At 52.5% G+C, this 19,382-nt stretch carries 20 protein-coding genes; all 20 read left to right on the plus strand.

What is annotated here, in order from left to right:
* The first annotated feature begins 14 nt into the window (after positions 1–14).
* The 20 genes from WCI03_05215 (at position 15) to WCI03_05310 (ending at position 19,367) form a co-directional block, all read left to right on the plus strand.
* A complete protein-coding gene (locus WCI03_05215; protein MEI8139252.1) occupies positions 15–980 on the plus strand; it encodes a tyrosine recombinase in 966 nt (321 codons plus the stop codon).
* A gap of 113 nt (positions 981–1,093) precedes the next feature.
* On the plus strand, positions 1,094–2,407 hold the full coding sequence (locus WCI03_05220) for a 3-deoxy-D-manno-octulosonic acid transferase (protein MEI8139253.1): 1,314 nt from the start codon (positions 1,094–1,096) through the stop codon (positions 2,405–2,407).
* Between the two features lie 24 nt (positions 2,408–2,431).
* A complete protein-coding gene (locus tag WCI03_05225; protein ID MEI8139254.1) occupies positions 2,432–3,532 on the plus strand; it encodes a sugar kinase in 1,101 nt (366 codons plus the stop codon).
* Positions 3,533–3,600: 68 nt separating this feature from the next.
* Positions 3,601–5,145 carry a DUF2867 domain-containing protein gene (locus WCI03_05230; protein ID MEI8139255.1) on the plus strand — a complete coding sequence of 515 codons (1,545 nt, stop codon included), beginning with the start codon at positions 3,601–3,603 and terminating at the stop codon, positions 5,143–5,145.
* Positions 5,146–5,273: 128 nt separating this feature from the next.
* Entirely contained in the window at positions 5,274–5,678 is a 405-nt protein-coding gene (locus WCI03_05235) for an NADH-quinone oxidoreductase subunit A (protein ID MEI8139256.1), read from the plus strand.
* The gene (nuoB, locus tag WCI03_05240) at positions 5,645–6,145 is read left to right on the plus strand and encodes an NADH-quinone oxidoreductase subunit NuoB (protein ID MEI8139257.1); all 501 of its coding nucleotides are present in this window, start codon (positions 5,645–5,647) and stop codon (positions 6,143–6,145) included. The genes WCI03_05235 and nuoB overlap by 34 nt, the downstream gene beginning before the upstream one ends.
* Before the next feature lie 5 nt (positions 6,146–6,150).
* Positions 6,151–6,639, plus strand: coding sequence for an NADH-quinone oxidoreductase subunit C (locus WCI03_05245; GenBank protein MEI8139258.1), 489 nt, complete (start codon positions 6,151–6,153; stop codon positions 6,637–6,639).
* Positions 6,636–7,754 carry an NADH-quinone oxidoreductase subunit D gene (locus WCI03_05250; GenBank protein MEI8139259.1) on the plus strand — a complete coding sequence of 373 codons (1,119 nt, stop codon included), beginning with the start codon at positions 6,636–6,638 and terminating at the stop codon, positions 7,752–7,754. Before WCI03_05245 ends, WCI03_05250 begins: the two co-directional genes overlap by 4 nt.
* 19 nt (positions 7,755–7,773) lie before the next feature.
* Positions 7,774–8,775 carry an NADH-quinone oxidoreductase subunit NuoH gene (nuoH, locus tag WCI03_05255; protein ID MEI8139260.1) on the plus strand — a complete coding sequence of 334 codons (1,002 nt, stop codon included), beginning with the start codon at positions 7,774–7,776 and terminating at the stop codon, positions 8,773–8,775.
* Positions 8,776–8,785: 10 nt separating this feature from the next.
* Complete coding sequence (locus WCI03_05260) at positions 8,786–9,226, plus strand: 4Fe-4S dicluster domain-containing protein (protein ID MEI8139261.1); 441 nt, start codon at positions 8,786–8,788, stop codon at positions 9,224–9,226.
* Positions 9,223–9,765, plus strand: coding sequence for an NADH-quinone oxidoreductase subunit J (locus WCI03_05265; protein ID MEI8139262.1), 543 nt, complete (start codon positions 9,223–9,225; stop codon positions 9,763–9,765). The genes WCI03_05260 and WCI03_05265 overlap by 4 nt, the downstream gene beginning before the upstream one ends.
* Entirely contained in the window at positions 9,762–10,100 is a 339-nt protein-coding gene (nuoK, locus tag WCI03_05270) for an NADH-quinone oxidoreductase subunit NuoK (GenBank protein MEI8139263.1), read from the plus strand. Before WCI03_05265 ends, nuoK begins: the two co-directional genes overlap by 4 nt.
* Positions 10,097–11,581 (plus strand): monovalent cation/H+ antiporter subunit D family protein, encoded by a 1,485-nt coding sequence (locus WCI03_05275; GenBank protein MEI8139264.1) that lies wholly within the window; start codon positions 10,097–10,099, stop codon positions 11,579–11,581. The genes nuoK and WCI03_05275 overlap by 4 nt, the downstream gene beginning before the upstream one ends.
* On the plus strand, positions 11,578–11,835 hold the full coding sequence (locus tag WCI03_05280; protein ID MEI8139265.1) for a hypothetical protein: 258 nt from the start codon (positions 11,578–11,580) through the stop codon (positions 11,833–11,835). The genes WCI03_05275 and WCI03_05280 overlap by 4 nt, the downstream gene beginning before the upstream one ends.
* Entirely contained in the window at positions 11,822–13,627 is a 1,806-nt protein-coding gene (locus tag WCI03_05285) for a Na(+)/H(+) antiporter subunit D (protein ID MEI8139266.1), read from the plus strand. Before WCI03_05280 ends, WCI03_05285 begins: the two co-directional genes overlap by 14 nt.
* A 3-nt stretch (positions 13,628–13,630) precedes the next feature.
* Positions 13,631–15,124, plus strand: coding sequence for an NADH-quinone oxidoreductase subunit M (locus WCI03_05290; GenBank protein MEI8139267.1), 1,494 nt, complete (start codon positions 13,631–13,633; stop codon positions 15,122–15,124).
* A gap of 24 nt (positions 15,125–15,148) precedes the next feature.
* Positions 15,149–16,564, plus strand: coding sequence for an NADH-quinone oxidoreductase subunit N (locus WCI03_05295; protein MEI8139268.1), 1,416 nt, complete (start codon positions 15,149–15,151; stop codon positions 16,562–16,564).
* Between the two features lie 43 nt (positions 16,565–16,607).
* Positions 16,608–16,985, plus strand: a complete 378-nt coding sequence (locus WCI03_05300) for a hypothetical protein (protein ID MEI8139269.1) — start codon at positions 16,608–16,610, stop codon at positions 16,983–16,985.
* Positions 16,986–17,139: 154 nt separating this feature from the next.
* Entirely contained in the window at positions 17,140–18,786 is a 1,647-nt protein-coding gene (locus tag WCI03_05305) for an electron transfer flavoprotein-ubiquinone oxidoreductase (GenBank protein MEI8139270.1), read from the plus strand.
* A 44-nt stretch (positions 18,787–18,830) separates the two neighbouring features.
* Positions 18,831–19,367 (plus strand): DUF4337 domain-containing protein, encoded by a 537-nt coding sequence (locus WCI03_05310; protein MEI8139271.1) that lies wholly within the window; start codon positions 18,831–18,833, stop codon positions 19,365–19,367.
* The last annotated feature ends 15 nt before the right edge of the window (positions 19,368–19,382 follow it).

A 19,382-nucleotide genomic window follows, 5' to 3' on the forward strand; every position in this document is an offset into this window, starting at 1 on the left:
GGAAGGGGGGAGCCATGATGACAGACGACCCCTGTGTGTCGCAGTATGCCGCGCATTTGGAACATGAACGGAATGCCTCACGCCATACCATTGTTAATTATATCATGGATATCGCCCAGTTTGTCCAGTTCGCCTGGACGGGTGATGCACTACCCCCCTATGCCTGGGGGACCGTGGATCGGTTTAAAGCGCGTGCCTTTCTGGTCGATTTTCAGAAGCGGGGGAGTGAAGCCACCACCACGTCCCGAAAATTATCCAGTTTGCGAGCGTTCTATAAATTTATGGAGCGCGAGTCGATGGTGGCGTTGAATCCGTTCGCCGGGTTGAAGGCCCCTAAGCGTGCCAAAAAGCTTCCGAATTTCCTGTCACGTGATGAGATCAACCGACTGCTGGAAATGCCCATGAAGTTGTGGGGGGATGTCAAAAAGCCCACGCAGGTCCGGGAGCGAAAGCTTGTGGAATATTGCGCCTTGCGCGATCAGGCTCTTCTCGAAGTCCTGTATAGCACCGGCGGGCGTATTACTGAAATTGTGAGTCTGCTGGAGCCGCAGGTGGACTCGTTGAGCGGGGTCGTGCAGGTGCGGGGAAAAGGCAAAAAGGAACGACTGTGCGCCCTGGGGCGGCCGGCGGCCAAGGCTCTGCGTGTTTCGCTGGCGCTTCGCAATGAACTTTGGCCGGAGATCGAACGGCGGCGCCCGAACGACCGTCCGCTCTTTCTGAATGTGCATGGGGGCAAGCTGACAAGCCGGTCTGTTGAGCGGTTGTTGAAGAAATACCTGCTTGGCGCCAACCTGAATCCCGATATTTCACCCCATTCGTTACGCCATTCCTTTGCAACCCACATGTTGGATGCTGGAGCCGATTTGCGCAGTGTGCAGGAACTCCTGGGCCATGCTAGCCTTTCGACCACCCAGATCTATACGCATGTAACGGTGGAAAAATTGAAGAAAGTATACGATGATGCGCATCCACGAGCGTAGATGACAGGGGGCAGTAAGCAGTGGGCAGTAAGCAGTGGGCAGTAAGCAGTGGGCAGTAAGCAGTGGGCAGTGAGCAGTGGGAAGAGGAGTAAGCAGGGTTTTGGTGAAATATTATGATTTGGCTGATTTACAATTTATTGTTTCCAGTTTTGTTTCTGGCGATGTTGCCCTATTTTCTGTTCAGGATGTGTCGTCGGGGTGGTTACGCTAAAGGATTCATGCAACGGTTGGGGATCTATGACGTCGGGCTGAAGGCTCGCATCCGTGAACGACCCCGAGTCTGGGTGCACGCTGTGAGTGTGGGGGAAACCTATGTGGCGCTCCGGTTTATGGAGGAATGGCGGCAGGTTCAACCTGACATTGCGTTTGTAATGACCGTCAATACTTCCACGGCGCACACCCTGGCGTCAAAGGCTTTAAACAAAGTGGATGTCCTGGTGTATTTTCCGGTTGATTTTCACTGGGTCATTCGGCGTGTGCTATGCCTGCTTAACCCGAAAATGCTGGTACTGACGGAATGTGAGTTCTGGCCGAACCTGATCCGGATGAGTAAGGCACGGGGCATTCCTGTGTTATTGATCAATGGTCGCATGTCCGACAGGTCCTTTAAAGGTTATCACCGACTCCGCTGGCTCTTTACCCCCTTACTGAGAATGGTGGATCATCTTTGTGTTCAAGGTCCGCAAGACCGGGACCGATACCTGGCGCTTGGAGCCGCCCCGGAACATGTGCAGGAGACGGGTAGTGCCAAGTATGATGTGGCACTCAAGGAGCCCGGAGACCTGGCGACGGCTTCAGCGATTCTCGCCTCCGGACGAATGGGCCCGGGTGATTTGATTTTACTGGGCGGCTCCACCTGGCCGGGTGAAGAGGATGTCCTGTTGGAATATTTCGTGCAGGCGAAATCGTTACATGCCGGCTTGAAACTGGTATTGGTTCCGCGCCATGCCGAGCGACGTGAAGAGGTGGTGGCGATGATCGCACAGCGGGGTCTCAAGTTCGTCCAGCGGAGTAAGGCCGACGCGGCCATTGACGGTGAGTCACCTGAGGTGTTACTGGTCGATACCACGGGTGAATTGAAGCATTTGTATACGGCGGCGACGGTGATTTTTATCGGGAAGAGCTTGACCCAGCATGGGGGCCAGAACATCATTGAACCTGCGGTGTGCGGAAGACCCGTGGTGGTCGGACCGAATATGGAAAACTTTGCGGACATTGTCCGTGAGTTTAAGGCGGCGGATGCCTTGATTCAGGTTGGGTCCGAGGCAGAGTTGCGAGAGATACTGGATCAGCTGCTTGCCGATGAAACGATGCGAAAGACTTATGGAGATCGTGCGTCCGCGTGGGTTGAGCAAAAGCGGGGCAGTATTAAAACAACTGTGGCGCGGGCTCAGGGGCTATTGTTAAATACAAAAAAACATGGATGAGTAACAAGTAAGGATATTCTATAAATGAGTTCAAAATATATTGTCGGTTTTGGAGAAGTGATGCTCAGGCTTTGCCCCCGGGAATTCATGCGTTTGAAACAGGTATTGCCTGGAGCGCTGGAGGCCACATTCGGAGGGGGCGAGGCGAATGTCTGTGCCTCTCTTGCGATTTTTGGTGAAAAGTCCAGATATGCGACTGCCCTGCCGGACAACCCGGTTTCGGAATCGTTTGCCGCGCAGATGAAATCGCTCGGTGTCGGCGTGGATAAAATTTACTACAAGAAGTCAGGAAGAATGGGTATCTATTTTGTGGAGACCGGTGCCAACCAAAGAGCCTCAAATGTGGTGTATGACCGCGAGGGTTCCGTCATTTCGCAGACCGGCCCTGAGGAATATGATTACGAGGGAATTCTTAGAGATGCCAAATGGCTTCATTTGAGCGGAATTACGCCCGCCTTGAGTGAAAAAGCGTATCTTGCCACGCTTGAATTTGCGGCTCAGGCGGTGAAACGTGGAGTCCCGGTTTCGGTGGATATTAATTTCCGGAAAAAATTATGGAATTGGGGTAAAGGGTCTACGTCCAAGGAATTGGCGGGAAAATGCATGAGCGAAATAACAGCTCTTGCCACCCTGATCATTGGTAACGAGGAAGATGCGGCCGATGTTTTCGGGATCCACTCAAGTAAAAGTAGTGCCGAAAAAGGCGTGATTGATTACTCGGACTACAAGGAGGTGGCCATCAAACTCGCGTCAAAATTTCCCAAGGCGAAATATATTGCCATTACGCTGCGTGAAAGCCTGTCTGCAACTCATAATAAATGGGGGGCGATGCTATTCGATGCGGATTCCGGCAAAGCCAGCTATGGACCGCTTAACGAGAACGGTGACTATTCGCCCTATGATATTGCCAACATTGTGGACAGGGTCGGGGGCGGGGATTCTTTTGCCGCCGGTCTGATTTATGGGCTCAATAATCCTGACCTGTGCGTCCCGGAGAAAGCCCTGGCGTTTGCGGCTGCCGCAAGCTGTCTCAAGCATTCGATTAAGGGCGATTTCAATTATGTGACGAAAGAAGAGGTTCTTGCACTCATGAAGGGCAATGCCTCCGGCCGTGTCAATAGGTAACGAACACTATGAACAATAAAGAGCTCAGCCTGGTCTCAATTCCAGGATGTATGACTCCTAAGTGATTCATGAGTTTGAAGCACGCGATATCCAATGGAGTTGGCGGCGCCAGTCATGAACCCTTGTATTGTGTCGATTTGCCGACGCAACCCCGGCCCTCTGATGGTCCGATATTAGTGACTGGCGGAACAGGGTACATTGGAGGCAGATTGATCCATGAGCTCCTTGCCCGCGGGTATACTGTACGCGTCATGGTCAGAAAGGCGTCGCCGGAACATGCCGAGCGCTGGCCCGAGGCGGAGATTGTGGTGGCTGACGCCTCGGATGTAGCCTCGTTGACCTCGGCCCTGAAGGGGATTCATTCGGCCTACTACTTGATTCATTCCCTGTTACTGGGCCCCAAAGAATTTGAAGCCTCTGATCACGCCAATGCATTAAACTTCAGGATTGCAGCCACTGCGAACGGGGTTTCGCGCATTATCTATCTGGGAGGACTGGGGGATGTGCGTACGGTTCTCTCGCCTCACCTGCGGAGCCGGATGCATGTGGCGATGGAATTGGGTAATGGCACCGTCCCGACGACCGTTCTGCGGGCCGCTGTCATTATCGGGTCCGGAAGCGCCTCCTACGAAATCATTCAACATCTTGTCCGGCGACTGGCTGTGATCGCCATCCCCTGGTGGGGGCGTACCAAATGCCAGCCGATCAGCATTCGGGATGTCATCAGGTATCTCGTGGGCGTGCTGGAGCGTCCCGAAACTGCCGGACAGTCCTATGACATTGGAGGACCCGACATTCTATCCTACGAGGAAATGTTACGGGTCGTTGCGGAGGTGCTGGGAAAAAAGCGCCTTTTCATCCCAATTTTCCTGTCAGATGTCAGGTTATACGCGTATATGTGCGGCTTATTGACTCCTGTGCCCGCTCCGATCACGCGCAGTTTGATGGAGGGGCTGAGAAATGATGTGGTGTGTCTTGACTCGCGAATTACCACGCTGATCCCATTTCGTCAGATCCCCTACAGGGATGCCGTACGGGAAGCCCTGGTTCATGAAGCCCAGGACTCAGTACATACCCGGTGGTCAGATTCGTATCCCCCCCATCATGAGTATAGTGTCAAGCTGCATGAACTGACTCATCCTCCCCGATTTACCGCTTCGGCCTCGGTGGTGTCGGCGAGAAGTAGTCATGATCTGTTCCGATCCGTTTGTCTGATCGGAGGCAAAGAAGGTTGGTCACATGGAAACTGGATGTGGCGGCTCAGGGGTATGCTGGACAAGCTCCTTATGGGGGTGGGCACGACACGTGGACGGCGAAGTTTATCCACCTTGCGTGTGAATGATGTGGTCGATTTCTGGAGGGTGGAGTCTTTGCATAAGAACCGGATGGTATTGCTCCGGGCCGAGATGAAACTACCCGGATTCGCCTGGCTCAAGTTCAGTATTGAGCCTGAAGCCAACGGCAACCGGCTTTCGGTGGTTGCTTATTATGATACGGACACCTGGTACGGGAAGCTCTACTGGTATATTTTCCTGCCCTTCCACGGTTACCTCTTTGACCGGCTTGTCTGCAAAATTTCAGAAAGAACCCTTGATTCAGAGAAGGCAAAATAGAGGGTAGGCTATTAGACTGATAGAATTAGTAATAATTCCCTTTTTTTGTTGATCTGGTGCCATTGGAGTGATATCAATTCCGGCTTTTATGGCTGGTTGGGTGGGTGGGGGACGGAGCAATTTTGTTTATGACCAATACCGTTGTTTGGAGCTTAATTTATTTACTGGCCTTCCTTTTGGCTGGACTGGTTATCGGTCTTGGCGCCATGGTGATGGCTTGGTTGCTTGCACCGAAGCGTACCCGGACGGTCTATCAGAAAACCCTGCGGAGCATTGAGTGCGGGGTGGCGCCCATCGGGCATGCCTGGATCCGGTACGGGGTCGTTTATTATCTTTATGCACTGATATTTGTGGCGTTCTCCGTTGACGTCCTTTTCCTGTTTCCTGTAGCCCTTGTCTACAACGAAACCCCCGGTTGGTTGGATTTTGGAGAAGTTCTGCTTTTTGTCGGGATCCTGGCGTTGGTGATTGTTTATGCTTGGAAGAAAGGCGTTTTTTCATGGAAAAGCAAGTTGAAGTCCCCCCAGGCTTAATCCACTTCGCAATGCTTGATGATGTGTTGAATATGGCTCGCGCCAATTCACTGTGGCCGATGACTTTCGGGTTGGCCTGCTGTGCCATTGAGATGATGGCGACAGGTGCTTCTCGATTTGATATGGCCCGGTTTGGCTGTGAAGTCTTCCGGCCTTCTCCGCGCCAGAGCGATCTGATGATCGTGAGCGGAACCATCAGTCGCAAAATGGCGCCTGCGGTGGTGACGCTTTATGATCAGATGCCTGAGCCCAAGTGGGTGCTGGCTATGGGAAATTGTGCCATCTCCGGCGGCCCTTTTAAGTTCCCCGGCCAATATGGCATTGTCGAGGGTGTGGATAAGCTCATTCCTGTGGATGTTTATGTGCCGGGTTGTCCTCCGCGGCCTGAGGCCTTGATCGAAGGGATCCTCACGCTTGAGGAGAAGCTTCGTGGCAAACGTTGTTTCCCGACCGTGGAGGCCCGATAAACCCCATGAAGATACTCCCCCTGAAATCAAAGTTTGAAGCGATTGCCGTGCGCGGAACCCCCGCGCCCGTCGTTGGCGCCGAGGCCGGTGCTCCGGTGCCACTGGTGAACGAAACCCCGCATGCGACCAAGGGGATTGATCTGGATGTGACGGTATCAGCAGAGCGTGTGGTGGAGGCTGTCAAAATCCTGGATGAGGCAAACTGGATGCTTGAGGCGATCACCGGGGTTGATTGGCTGGCTGAACGTCAATTTGAAGTGGTCTATGATTTCACCCATGTCGACTCAGGTGAACGAGTGACCGTCCGGGTCCGGATTTCCCGTGACAAGCCGGAACTGCCGACCATTTCCCACATTTATGGCGGGGCCAACTGGCATGAGCGAGAAACCCATGATTTCTTTGGGATTATCTTTTTAGGGCATCCGCAACTGATTCCGTTACTATTGCCGGAAGATGCCCGCTTTCACCCGCTGCGAAAGGATTTTACAGCGTGAGTATTGACGCACAAAGTGTTCTGAACGAAACGTTTGTACTCAATTTGGGGCCCCAGCATCCAGCCACTCATGGTGTGTTGCGCATCAAGCTTACCATGGATGGTGAGTACATTGTAGATGCGGAGCCGGTGATTGGTTACGGGCACCGCATGCATGAGAAGATGGGGGAAAACCGCTCCTATGCGAAGTTTCTGCCCAATACCGGTCGCATTGATTATGTGGCGGCCCTTTTCAATGGCCATGGTTATGTGGGCGCGGTGGAGCGGTTGGCAGGGATTACGGTGCCGGAACGTGCTGAATATATCCGTGTGATCACCTCGGAGCTGAATCGTGTCGCCAGCCATTTGTTGTGGCTGGGTGCCTTTCTGGTCGATCTAGGCGGGTTCACGCCGCTCCTGTATTGTTTTGATGACCGCGAACAGATTCTTGACCTGCTTGAATCCGTTACCGGCGCGCGCTTGACCTTCTGCTATTACCGGTTCGGTGGCGTCTGTAATGATATTGACGATGACTTTGTTGCAGGGACAAGGTCGTTTATCACCCGTCTGCGCTCCCGGATGCCGATGTATGATGCCTTTGTTACCAAGAACATTATCTTCCGTAAACGGGTGGAGGGGATTGGCCTCATATCGGCCGAGACCTGCCGCAAGTATGGTGCCACGGGGCCCGTGATTCGCGGGTCCGGGGTTTCCTATGATGTGCGCAAAGTGGAACCATACTCGGTCTATTTAAAATTCAATTTCGATATTCCGTCTTTCACTGAGTGCGATTGCATGGCCCGTTATAAGGTGCGTATTGAGGAGATGGTTCAGAGTATGCGGATTATTGAACAGGCACTCGATTCGCTGCCAGCCGGGCCCATCATGGCGGAGAAGGTGCCGCGAACCCTTAAGCTGGCCAAGGGCGACTGTTATTACAACGTTGAGTCGGCACGGGGCAGTTTCGGGGTACGGGTGGTGAGCGATGGTTCGGAAAATGCCTATCGTCTCAAACTGCGTTCACCTTGTTTCTCGAACATGAGCCTGTTCCGCGAATGTTCAGCAGGGATGTTGCTGCCGGATGCGTTGGCGCTTCTGGGAAGTTTTGATCTGGTGATTCCGGATATAGACCGTTAAGGATGGGAGTGGGTTAGAAATGTCGAGTGACATGATCATGGAATTGGTGCGGCTGATCCTCTATTTGGTCGGCTTTCTTGCCTTTGCGCTGCTTAATGCGGCGTACCTGACCCTTGTGGAGCGGAAAGTTCCCTCTTGGTTCCAGCTTCGGCCGGGCCCCATTGAAGTGGGGCCGTGGGGGCTGTTGCAACCGGTGGCGGACGGAATCAAGCTTTTGGGTAAGCAGATCCTGACCCCGCAGGGAGCCGATCTGATTATGTTCAAGCTGGCACCGGTGATGGTGGTGGTGCCGGGGGTTCTGTGTCTGGTGACGATACCGTTCAGTGAGATGATTGTGCCCCGGAATTTCAATCTGGGACTTCTGATGATCTTCGCGTTCGGTGCGTTCGGGGTGTTTGCGATTCTGCTGGGCGGCTGGGCTTCGAATAACAAGTATTCGAGCATTGCGGCCGCGCGGGTGGTGGCGCAAAACATTGCCTACGAAATCCCCATGTTATTAGTCGTGATTTCGCTGGTGTTCGTCACGCGCACATTCAACTTGCACACGATTGTTGAACAGCAGATGGGGGGATTTTGGCACTGGAATGTGTTAAATCTGAAGGCTAGCATCATGATGCCGATCGCCTTCCTGATCTATTTTATCTGTATGCTGGCGGAGACAAATCGAGCGCCCTTCGACATGGTGGAGGCCGAAAGTGAACTCGTGGCTGGTGCCTTTACGGAATATTCGGGGATGGGGTTCGGTCTGTTTTTCGTTGCCGAGTATTTGAATATCATGGTCGGGTGCTGCGTTGGCACGATACTCTTTCTTGGCGGCTGGGATTGCCCCTTTGGCCTGCTTCCTGGGCTCCATTGGTTCCTGATCAAAATGTACGTCCTTTGCTTTGCCGTGATCTGGGTGCGCTGGTCGTTTCCCCGCACGCAGTTTTACGGGCTTCTGAACTTGTCGTGGAAAATTCTTATTCCGTTTGCGCTGGTTAACCTGTTGCTGACGGCCTTTATGCTAAAACTATTCCACTAGGCTTAACCTGATGATTACCTATTTCAAAGAAATTTTTTACGGGCTTTATACCCTGTGCGTGGGGATGAAGATTACTTTCCTTCACTGGTTCCGCCCGAACGTGACGGTGCACTATCCCCGGCAAAGTCTTAAAATGACTCCGCGCTATCGCGGTCACATTGATCTGACCTGTGATGAGGCAACCGGCAAGCCCAAGTGCGTGGTCTGTATGGCGTGTCAGCGGGCCTGCCCCTCAGGCTGCATCAAACTGGATGGGGCCAAGGCCGAAGGGGCGCCCCGCAAGTCGCTGACCTCCTATACGCTTGATTTCACGGCCTGCAGTCTGTGCGGACTCTGCGTGGAAAGTTGTAGCTTTGATGCGATTCACTTTTCAAAGGAATACAATCTGGCCTCCCGGAAGAAGGAAGATTACAAGATGGATCTGCTAAAACGCGTGCTGGAGAAAAAATGACGATTGACTTGACCCCTGCAACGCTCAACACACTGGCCTCATCCCTGCTTTTCATCGGGGTGGTGGCTGTGACTTTGACTGGTGCGGTTATCGCGGCGGCCTCACGGCGGCTGGTATATTGTGTGAGTGGGCTGGTTCTTTCGTTTATGGGGCTGGCGGGACTGTATGTCTTCCTGAATAGTCCGTTTCTGGCACTGATGCAGGTATTGATTTACATCGGAGCCATTTGCGTCACGATCATGTTCGCGCTGATGCTGGCTGATCCCAAAGATGAGCCGTCCATGCTGCCGCGAAATGTTGCGATCGGGCTGTCCAGTTTTCTGGTCGCGGGCATGCTGGCGGTGGGCCTGATCATGGTGATTGCCAGAACACACTGGATGCCGAAGGCCGTCCAGATTAATTCCGGTACAGTCGAGGATCTTGGGCGAGTGCTGTTGACTCGCTTTGGGTTCGCGTTTGAACTGATCTCGGTGGTGTTGCTGCTGGCCATTCTGGGGGCACTGGTCGTTGCGCGGTCGGGACGGAGGACTCAATCATGACTCTCATCAATTTGATAATTCAGGCGCCTGGAAGTCTGGCAGCGTATCTGACCGTGGGTGTGTTGATGTTTGCCATCGGTTTCTTTGGTTTTATCCGACATCGCACACTGGTGGGAATGTTGATCTCCGGTGAGTTGATTCTGGCGGGCGCCTCGCTTAATTTTATGGCTTTTGCCCACTTCCGCGCGGCTGATCCGGTGATCGGCCAAGCTTTTACGTTGTTTATCATGGGGATTGCGGCAGCCGAGGCGGCTATTGTGCTGAGCATTATGATTGCCGTGTATCGTAATTATCACTCCATTGATGTCTCTGATCTGAAGGAGATGGAAGGATGACGATGGCCGCTCCCATGGAAACCCCGCGTTTGCTTTTGGCAATTCTTGCGCCCCTGATCGGATCCGCGGCGGTGATGCTTACCGGCAAGCGCCCGAATGTGCGCGAGACCTGCTCGTTTATCACGGCGACCATTTTGTTCGGTACGGTGGTCTCCCTGCTGCCTGCCGTGCTGGCTGGTGAAAAGTTGGTCTATCATCTTTTCAGTATTCTACCCGGTGTTAGCGTGACGTTGCGGGCGGATGCCTTTTCCATGGTCTTCGCGCTCGTTGCTTCTTCCCTATGGATGGTGACGGTCATTTATTCGATGGGCTACATGCGGGGCTCGCATGAGCATGCCCAGACCCGCTTCAATGCCTGCTTTGCGCTGGCTCTTTTTGGCGCCATCGGCTGTGCCTTCTCGGATAACCTTTTTACGCTCTACCTGTTCTACGAAATTGTCAGCATCAGCACTTATCCGCTGGTGGCTCATCATCAGGACCAGGAAGGGTATGAGGGCGCTCGCAAGTATCTGACCTATCTGACGGCCACCGCCAAGGGGTTGGTGCTGCCGGCCATGATCATGACCTATGTCCTCTGCGGAACACTTGATTTTTCACTCAACATCAGAGATGGCATTTTTCCGTCGGATGCCAGCCGCGTGATGGTGACGATTACCTACATCTGCCTGATTCTGGGCTTTGCCAAGAACGGCATCATGCCCTTCCATAGCTGGTTGCCCGGCGCGATGGTGGCCCCCACGCCCGTGAGCGCGTTGTTGCATGCCGTTGCCGTTGTTAAAGTCGGTGTGTTCTCCACGACGCGCGTGATGTTGTTCCTGTTCGGCGTGGTCAAGATGGATGACTTCAATCTGGGGATTCCCACGGCTTATTTTGTGTCATTTACGATTCTGGCGGCATCGTTGATCGCCTTGAGTAAGAACAACCTGAAGGCGCGGTTGGCCTATTCCACGGTGAGCCAGTTATCCTATGTAATTTTGGGTGTGGCTTTGCTGACACCGGTGGGGATTGAAGGCGGTATTGTTCATATCGTCAATCATGCCTTCGCCAAGATCACCCTGTTCTTCTGTGCTGGCGCCATTTATGTGGCATCGCATAAAAAAGATATTTCCGACATGAAAGGCCTGGGGCGCGTGATGCCGTTTACCTTTGCGGCATTCGGTATAGCGGCATTGAGCATGATTGGCGTGCCGCCAGTGGGGGGATTCATCAGCAAGTGGTTCCTTTTGGTGGGTGCCATGGATGCCGCACAAATCGGGATCGTGGTGGTGTTGTTGCTTAGTACGATCCTGAATATCGGATATTTTGCGCCAGTTGTGTATTCTGCATTTTTCGGTAAGCCCGCCGATCCCCATGCGTATGACGGGGTGAGGGAAGCCCCGCTAACCATGGTGGTGCCGTTGCTGATTACTGCGTCACTCTCAGTGGCGGTAGGTATTTATCCCGACTTTTTCCTCAATCTCATAAAGGGAGTGTTCGTATGAAGATTGTCGCCTTGATCGATTTTCTGCGCAACCACCTGAAGGTCGTTATTGTGGTGAGCTGCGTGGTACTGGCCTTGCTCGTGGTGGGTGATTGGCTGTTGGTGGATAAGGAGCATGCCCACACGAAAGCCGAGCATATTCCTGGCTTCTGGGCGGCATTCGGCTTTGTTGCCTGCGTTCTTATTATTTTTGTATCCAAGTGGTTCGGACACCAGGGTATTATGAAACGGGAAGATTATTATGGCGATGAATGAGTTCTGGCTACATCCGGCGCTGATCCTGATTGTGGGCGCCATCGTGATGCCATTGTTGCGCGGACGGGCACGGTCCATCTGGTTGCTGCTTGTACCGGCACTTGTATTTGCCCAGGTTATCAATATGGGAGCGGATCAAGGGCTTCATGGCACCGTCAAATTCCTCGATCTTACATTGACGTTCGGTCGTGTTGACAAGTTGGCGCAGGTATTCGGCTACATCATGTCTCTGATGTGCCTGCTGGGCAGTTTGTATGCCCTGCATGTCAAAGAGTCCGCGCAGCATTCTGCCGCCTGGGTTTATGTCGCCGGTTCGCTGGGCGTCATTTACGCCGGCGATTTCATGACGCTGTTCCTGTTCTGGGAATTGATGGCGTTCTCCTCGGTGTTCCTGATCTGGTTGCGTCGGCGCCCGCAATCACTGGGTGCGGGCTTCCGGTATTTATTGGTGCATGTGGCTGGTGGCCTGGCCTTGCTGGCAGGCATCCTGCTTCGTTACCACGCCACGGGCGGGGATCTCACGTTTACCCAGTTGGATGTGCTTAATCCCGATCTTTCCACCTATCTGATCATGATCGGGTTCATCCTGAATGCCGCAGTGCCGCCTCTGCATGCGTGGTTGCCGGATGCCTATGGTGAAGCGACTGTCACAGGTTCCGTGTTCATGTGCGCGTTCACGACTAAGACGGCTGTCTATGCGCTCTGCCGTGGTTTTGCTGGAATGGAGATTCTGGTGGTATTGGGTGTCTGTATGGCTCTGTACGGTGTGGTTTATGCCGTTCTTGAAAACGATGCCCGTCGCTTGCTGGCTTATCACATTATTAGCCAGGTCGGTTATATGGTTGCCGGCGTGGGGATTGGAACCCAGATGGCGATCAATGGTGCCTGCGCACATGCCTTTGCCCACATTCTCTATAAGGGACTCCTGTTTATGGGAACGGGCTCAGTTTTGCATATGACCGGCAAGAGTAAGTTTTCCGAGTTGGGCGGGCTCTATAAGAAAATGCCCTGGGCGTTTGTCTTTACCTTGATTGGGGGACTGTCAATTTCGGCCTTCCCGCTCTTCAGCGGATTTGTCAGTAAGTCGATGATTGTGGCGGCTGGGTTTGAAGAACACAAGATGACGGCGGCATTCCTCCTGATGTTGGCATCGGCAGGAACGTTTCTTCATACCGGGTTGAAAGTTCCGTACTTTATCTGGTTCGGTAAGAATAACTGCAGTAAGGAGACCTGGGAAATCGCGAAGGATCCACCTTGGAACATGTGCGCGGCCATGGCGTTGATGTCATTCATGTGCATTTTCATCGGGTGTTATACGCCGTACCTTTACGACAAGCTTCCGTTTGAAGTGGATTATCATCCGTATACCGCCTACCACGTATCTGAAACACTTCAGATCCTGTTATTCACAGCCCTCGGCTTTTTCCTCTTCATCAAGAAGCTGAAACCAGAGGCGACGATCAGTCTGGATATGGACTGGTTTTATCGGATGGGTGGACGCGGGGTGGCTTGGGTGTCCCGTGTACCGGCCCAGGCGGTGGATGAGTGGGTGAGCGAGTTCTACCGGTTCTGTGGACTGGCCTGGACGATGTCGTTGGCCCGGGTATCCTCGTGGTTTGATGGGCGTGTGATTGATGGTGTGGTGGATGGGGTAGCGCTCTCAGTGCGTTATCTGGGGGATCGTGTTCGCCACATGCAGACAAGAAATCTTCAGTTCAATATCTTCAGCGCGGTCGTGGTGGTCGTGGTGATGTTGTTGACCTATGCGTTGACAGCGATGACGTTGAGGTAAGCTATGGGTTTTTATACAAATGGCCAGTGGCCGATTTTAAGTTTGCTGACATTTCTGCCTCTGGCAGGAGTGCTATTGTTACCGTTTCTCAAGGGGGACAGTCCCGCCAAAGTCTGGGCGTTGGGGGTGACGTTGGTGACGGCGGTGTTATCACTGCCGCTTTATGCCGCTTTTGACATTACGACGGCGTCATACCAATTCTGCGAAAAAGTCGCGTGGATTCCTTCGTTGAACATTCATTATGCGCTGGGCATTGATGGGATCAGCCTTTTGCTGGTTTTGTTGACCACCCTGCTGATGCCGTTATGCATTCTGTGTTCATGGCGCGCCATCGGAACCCGTGTCAAGGAGTTCATGGCCTGTATTCTGATCATGGAGACGGCCATGTTGGGTGTCTTTATGGCACTGGATTTTGTACTGTTCTACATCTTCTGGGAGGCGATGTTGATTCCGATGTTCCTGTTGATCGGAATCTGGGGCGGGCCGCGGAAGATCTATGCATCGGTCAAGTTCTTCTTGTACACTTTGGCTGGTTCGGTGTTGATGCCGGTGGCCGTAATCGCGTTGTACCTGCATAGTCAGCCGCATACGTTCTCAATTCCCGAGCTGATGAATCAGCCTTATTCCTTTACGCTGCAATGCTGGGTGTTTCTGGCATTTTTTGTAGCCTTTGCCGTGAAGGTCCCGATGTTTCCGTTCCATACGTGGTTGCCTGCGGCGCATGTGGAGGCGCCGACTGCCGGAAGCGTGCTGCTGGCCAGTGTGCTGCTGAAGATGGGCGCCTATGGTTTCCTGCGATTCTGTCTGCCCATGACGCCGCTCGGCGTTCAGGCGTTTGCCCCCTATGTGCTGGCGCTTTCTGCGGCTGGCATCATTTACGGCGGATTCACGGCGTTAGCCCAAAGTGACATGAAGAAACTGGTGGCCTATTCGAGTGTGGCGCACATGGGATTTGTTACCCTGGGGATTTTTGTTTTGAATATCAGTGGCATCGAAGGTGCGATCCTGCAGATGATCAACCATGGCATCACCACAGGGGCCTTGTTCCTCTGCGTGGGTATGATTTATGAGCGTACCCATAGTCGGGAGTTGGCCAATGCGACCGGTATCGGAAAAGTAATGCCGGTGTATGTGACGATGCTGACAATCTTCGGGCTTTCTTCATTGGCCTTCCCGGGCACGAACAGTTTTGTGGGCGAATTTATGGTACTGGTCGGAGGCTTTGCTTATTCCATGAAGCTCGGCTGGATCGTTATCCCCGGCGTGATTTTGAGTGCGGCCTATATGCTGCGCATGTTGCAGCGGGTGATTTGGGGCGGAACGAATAACCCGGACACCTCGTACCTTAAGGATTTGAACTGGCGCGAGATGATTACGCTGGCGCCTTTAGTGGCATTTGTTCTGTGGATCGGTCTGGCGCCCGCTCCGTTTTTGAATGTGCTGCATGTGAGCGTCCAACATCTGCTCATGCAAGTCCAATTGGGCTTGGGAATGTAATTTGCGGAAGGAATGCACGAAACGATGAATCCGATTTTATTTATGCCTGAACTGGTGCTCATCTTCGGGAGCTTGGCAGCCTTTGGTGTTTGCCTGGGCGAGGGGCGTGTCCGGTTGGCCACGGGTACTGCGTTGATTACCGCTCTGCTGACCTTGGTGTCCAGTGTCGCAACCCTGTGTTTGGCGGGGGATCTGTTTTGCCAGGCATACCGAGTGGACCTTTTCTCACAGCTTTTCAAGGTGTTCATTGCCTTGGGATTGTTGGCGGTGGTCCTGTTCGGAAACAAGTTGAAGGATATCCGGGCCGAGGTTCGGCCTGAATACTTCCTGTTTTTGCTGTTGGGTTCACTGGGGTTAACCTTGTTGGTGAGCGCGGTGGAGTTGATCACCCTGTTTATCGCCCTGGAACTCTCATCCTATTCCCTGTACCTGCTGGTGCCCCTGCGCCGGGAACAACCGGGGTTACGTATGCAGATGGAATCAGCGGCAAAGTATGTGATGTTCGGTATTGTCGCCACAGGTTTTCTATTGTTCGGGATGAGTTATCTTTATGGGATGACAGGCTCCACGTATTTCAGCGAAATCGGGCCCGCATTGGTTCAACATTGGGGTGAACCTGCAGTACTGGTTGGGATGATACTTATTCTGGCAGGACTTTTCTTCAAGTTGGCAGCCTTTCCCATGCACCTGTGGGCACCGGATGTGTATCAGGGGGCGTCAAACGAAACGACAGCCTTTATTGCCGGTGTACCCAAGGTGGCGGTGGTGGCCGTATTGATCCGGTTCCTCATGTGCGCCCAATCCTCGAATGAGGCATTGAGTCTGGTGATTACGGTCGCTGCGATTGGCTCCATGTTTTTCGGTAATCTGGCTGCCTTGGTTCAGAAAGACCTCAAACGTATGTTGGGGTATTCGAGTATTGCCCATGCAGGTTATGTGATGTTGGGGCTGGTGACTTTGCAGAAAAGTGGTTATGCGGTATCGATGTTCTATATTTTTGGTTTTGTTGTCATGAGTTTGGCGGCTTTTCTGGTGATCTGTCAGATGTCAAAAGCTGGAGAGAATGTGACCCTTGATGATCTGTCCGGCCTGCACAAGCGTAACCCGCTGGCCGCTTTTATATTGGCCTCTAGTATGTTTGCGTTGGCCGGTATCCCGCCCTTTGCCGGGTTTATGGGGAAGTGGCTACTATTAAATGAGGCACTAAAAAGCGGATTCCTGACGTTGGTGGTCATTACCGCCATTAACACCGCCATAGGCATTTATTACTATCTGACGGTGGCCCGTGTCATTTACTTTACCGAGCCTGAAAACCGCCCCGTCTTTCACTTTGAGAGGGGCATCGCGGCACTGGGTGTAATCCTCGTCGTGATTGTGACGTTGCTAGGTATAGTACCCGCCAAGTTGCTGAACGCGGCGATTCTCGCTGTGCAGTTTTGATGAGTCCCTTGATGATCAGGTGCAGTCTTGTTACAGTGCGGACATGTACGAACATCATCGGCAACCATTGGCATCATTGCCTACCTTTATCAAGCGGATGGCCGCTTGTTTTGCAATTTCACAGTGCCTGGCGGGGATAGCCCTTGTGATCGGCATGGTCGGTTACCACATCCTGGCCGGACTCGGCTGGGTTGACTCATTTGAGAACGCGGCGATGATCTTGGGCGGGATGGGCCCTGTAGATCAAATGTCGACCACTTCCGCCAAAATCTTTGCCGGGCTTTATGCGATCTTCAGCGGCCTGATGTTTCTCTCTATCATGGGGATCGTCCTGGCTCCGATTTTTCACCGAGTCATGCATAAGTTCCATTTGGCCGACGAGGATGTGAATGAGGAAATCGATAAGCCGAAGGTGCATTGAATGGCTATTGATCGTGAAACATTTCACGAGCAATACAATTTGACAGTTGCGGGGTATATATATTTATCTACCAAAACGGTGCAGCTACTTGCTTTCCCACATTGAAGTGGTTGTGATGGTATGTGTTTGTGCTTAATGAAGGAGTGTTTCTGATATGTCGACTCGTGATTCAATGTCGTTTGATATTATTGGTGTGGGTTGTGGAGTGGCAACGCTTTCTACCGTGTTGCAATTGCTCAAGCGTGTGAAGCGTGAACCCGATGGATCCATGCAAGCCCCTAGCATTTTAATTATTGATAAAGCACCGTCAGTTGGGGCTCAGAACCTGTCAGGTGCCGTCGTGGATACGTCCTCTCTGGCTGATTTGCTGGAATATGAGGATTTTGCCGGACTGCCGCAGTTCGCCACAGTTACGAAAGAAAGCTTTCATCATTTAACGGCCACCGGTTCGACCAAGGTGCCATGGATCCCTCCGACCATGCATGCGGAAGGTTTTCCGATCGTTTCGCTTTCCGCCTTAACCCGCCATCTGGCAAGCTTGTGCGAAAAGGCCGGGGCGGAAATCTACTCAGGCTTTTCTGCTGTTGAATTGTTGCGCGAGAATGGACGTATTGTCGGTGTCCGCATGGGTGACAAAGGGCTGGATAAAAATGGCGAACAACGCGCGAACTTTGAGCTTGGCCCTGACCTGATGGCCACGATGGTTGTTCTGGGGGAAGGCGCTTGCGGGTTTCTGACCGAGAAGTTGCTGACGGATGAGGGCATGCGAGGTGCCAATCCCCAGACTTTTGCGGTGGGCGTCAAAGAATTGATTGAAACGCCTGAGTGCAAGGGGCGTGCCGGTACGATTATGCACTCATTCGGATATCCTCTGGATTCCAAAACATATGGCGGCGGTTTCATTTATTGTCTGAGCGATACTCTGGTCGCCATTGGAATGGTCACCGCATTGGATTACAAGAATCCCACAACCAGTCCCCATGACATGTTCCGGTTGTTCAAACACCATCCGTCAGTTCTACCCTATATTGCGGGGGGCAAGGTTCTGGAATACGGCGCCAAAGTTCTTCCTGAAGGAGGGTTAAACTCCATTCCGACATTGGTTGCCAATGGAGCCCTGATTGTTGGAGATGCGGCGGGGTTGTGCAATTCCCTACGCTTGAAGGGTGTTCATTTGGCGGTGCAATCGGGAATTGCCGCAGGCGATGCCTTGTTCGAAGGCTGGAAGAGCAAAGATTTCTCCATGGCTGCCATGCAGAAATACCCGGAAAATCTTAAGGATTCGGCTCCCTGGAAGGAATTGGAGAAGATCAAGAACGTGCGTGCGGCCTTTACCTACGGTTCTCTTCCGGGTATGGTGGCGGTCGGTATGAGTGTATTTAGCGGCGGTTTGTTGCCGCCCGGGCTGATGGCTTTGGAGCCGGATTGGGAAGTCATGAAGGCAAAGGCAGATGTGAAGCCCTGCGCCCTGCCACCCAAAGTTGGTGCCGATGAAGCGAATCTTCAAATGGATCGGCTCTCGGATTTGTTCTTGTCCAAGACGCACCATGAGGAAAATCAGCCCTCACATCTGAAAATTCCTGATGCCGAAAAGTGCAAAGTTTGTATTAAGAAATTTGGGGCACCCTGCACGCTGTTCTGTCCTGCACAAGTGTATGTGCTCAAGGATGACCAGCAAGGGATTCATATTGATTTCTCCAATTGTCTGCACTGTAAGACCTGCCAGATCAAAGATCCCATGCAGAATATCCAATGGACTCCACCCGAGGGTGGCGGTGGTCCGGTTTATTCGAAAATGTGATTTCCCGAAATTCTGATACCTGATTATTTTTCGAGGGATGTCTTATGGCTGATGATAAAAAAGAACCATGGCTGAATTGGCTGGCGTTAACAACGGTGATTTTAGCGGTGTGTGCCACTATGGCCACCTTTAAGGGTGGGGGACACTCCACTAAATCAGTCATGAGTCAGACTAAGGCGTCTGATCAGTGGGCTTATTATCAGGCAAAGAGTATCAAGGGGTACATTTACGATTTGCAGGGTGATAAGCTCCAGCTTGACCTTAAGGCCAATGCCGCGTCTTTATCCCCTGAACTTCAGAAAGATTACACGGATCGCATAACTTCCTATAAGTCGAAGGTTCAAAAGTACGAAATCGAGAAATCTGAAATAGAAAAAAAGGCGCGGGATCTGGAGGATTTTCGTGACCTTTGCAGTAAGCACTCTGGCGCATTCGGAATGGCCGTGATCTTTTTGCAAATCGCGATTCTGCTCTCCTCCATTGCCGCCCTTCTCAAGAAGAAACCCTTATGGGTAACTGGCCTGGCCGTGGGAGCCGTAGGTATTGTTCATTTTGTGAACGGCTTTTATTTATTCTTTTGATCACGCCTTACATGG

The sequence above is a fragment of the bacterium genome, from assembly GCA_037143175.1.
Classification (GTDB): domain Bacteria; phylum Verrucomicrobiota; class Kiritimatiellia; order CAIKKV01; family CAITUY01; genus JAABPW01.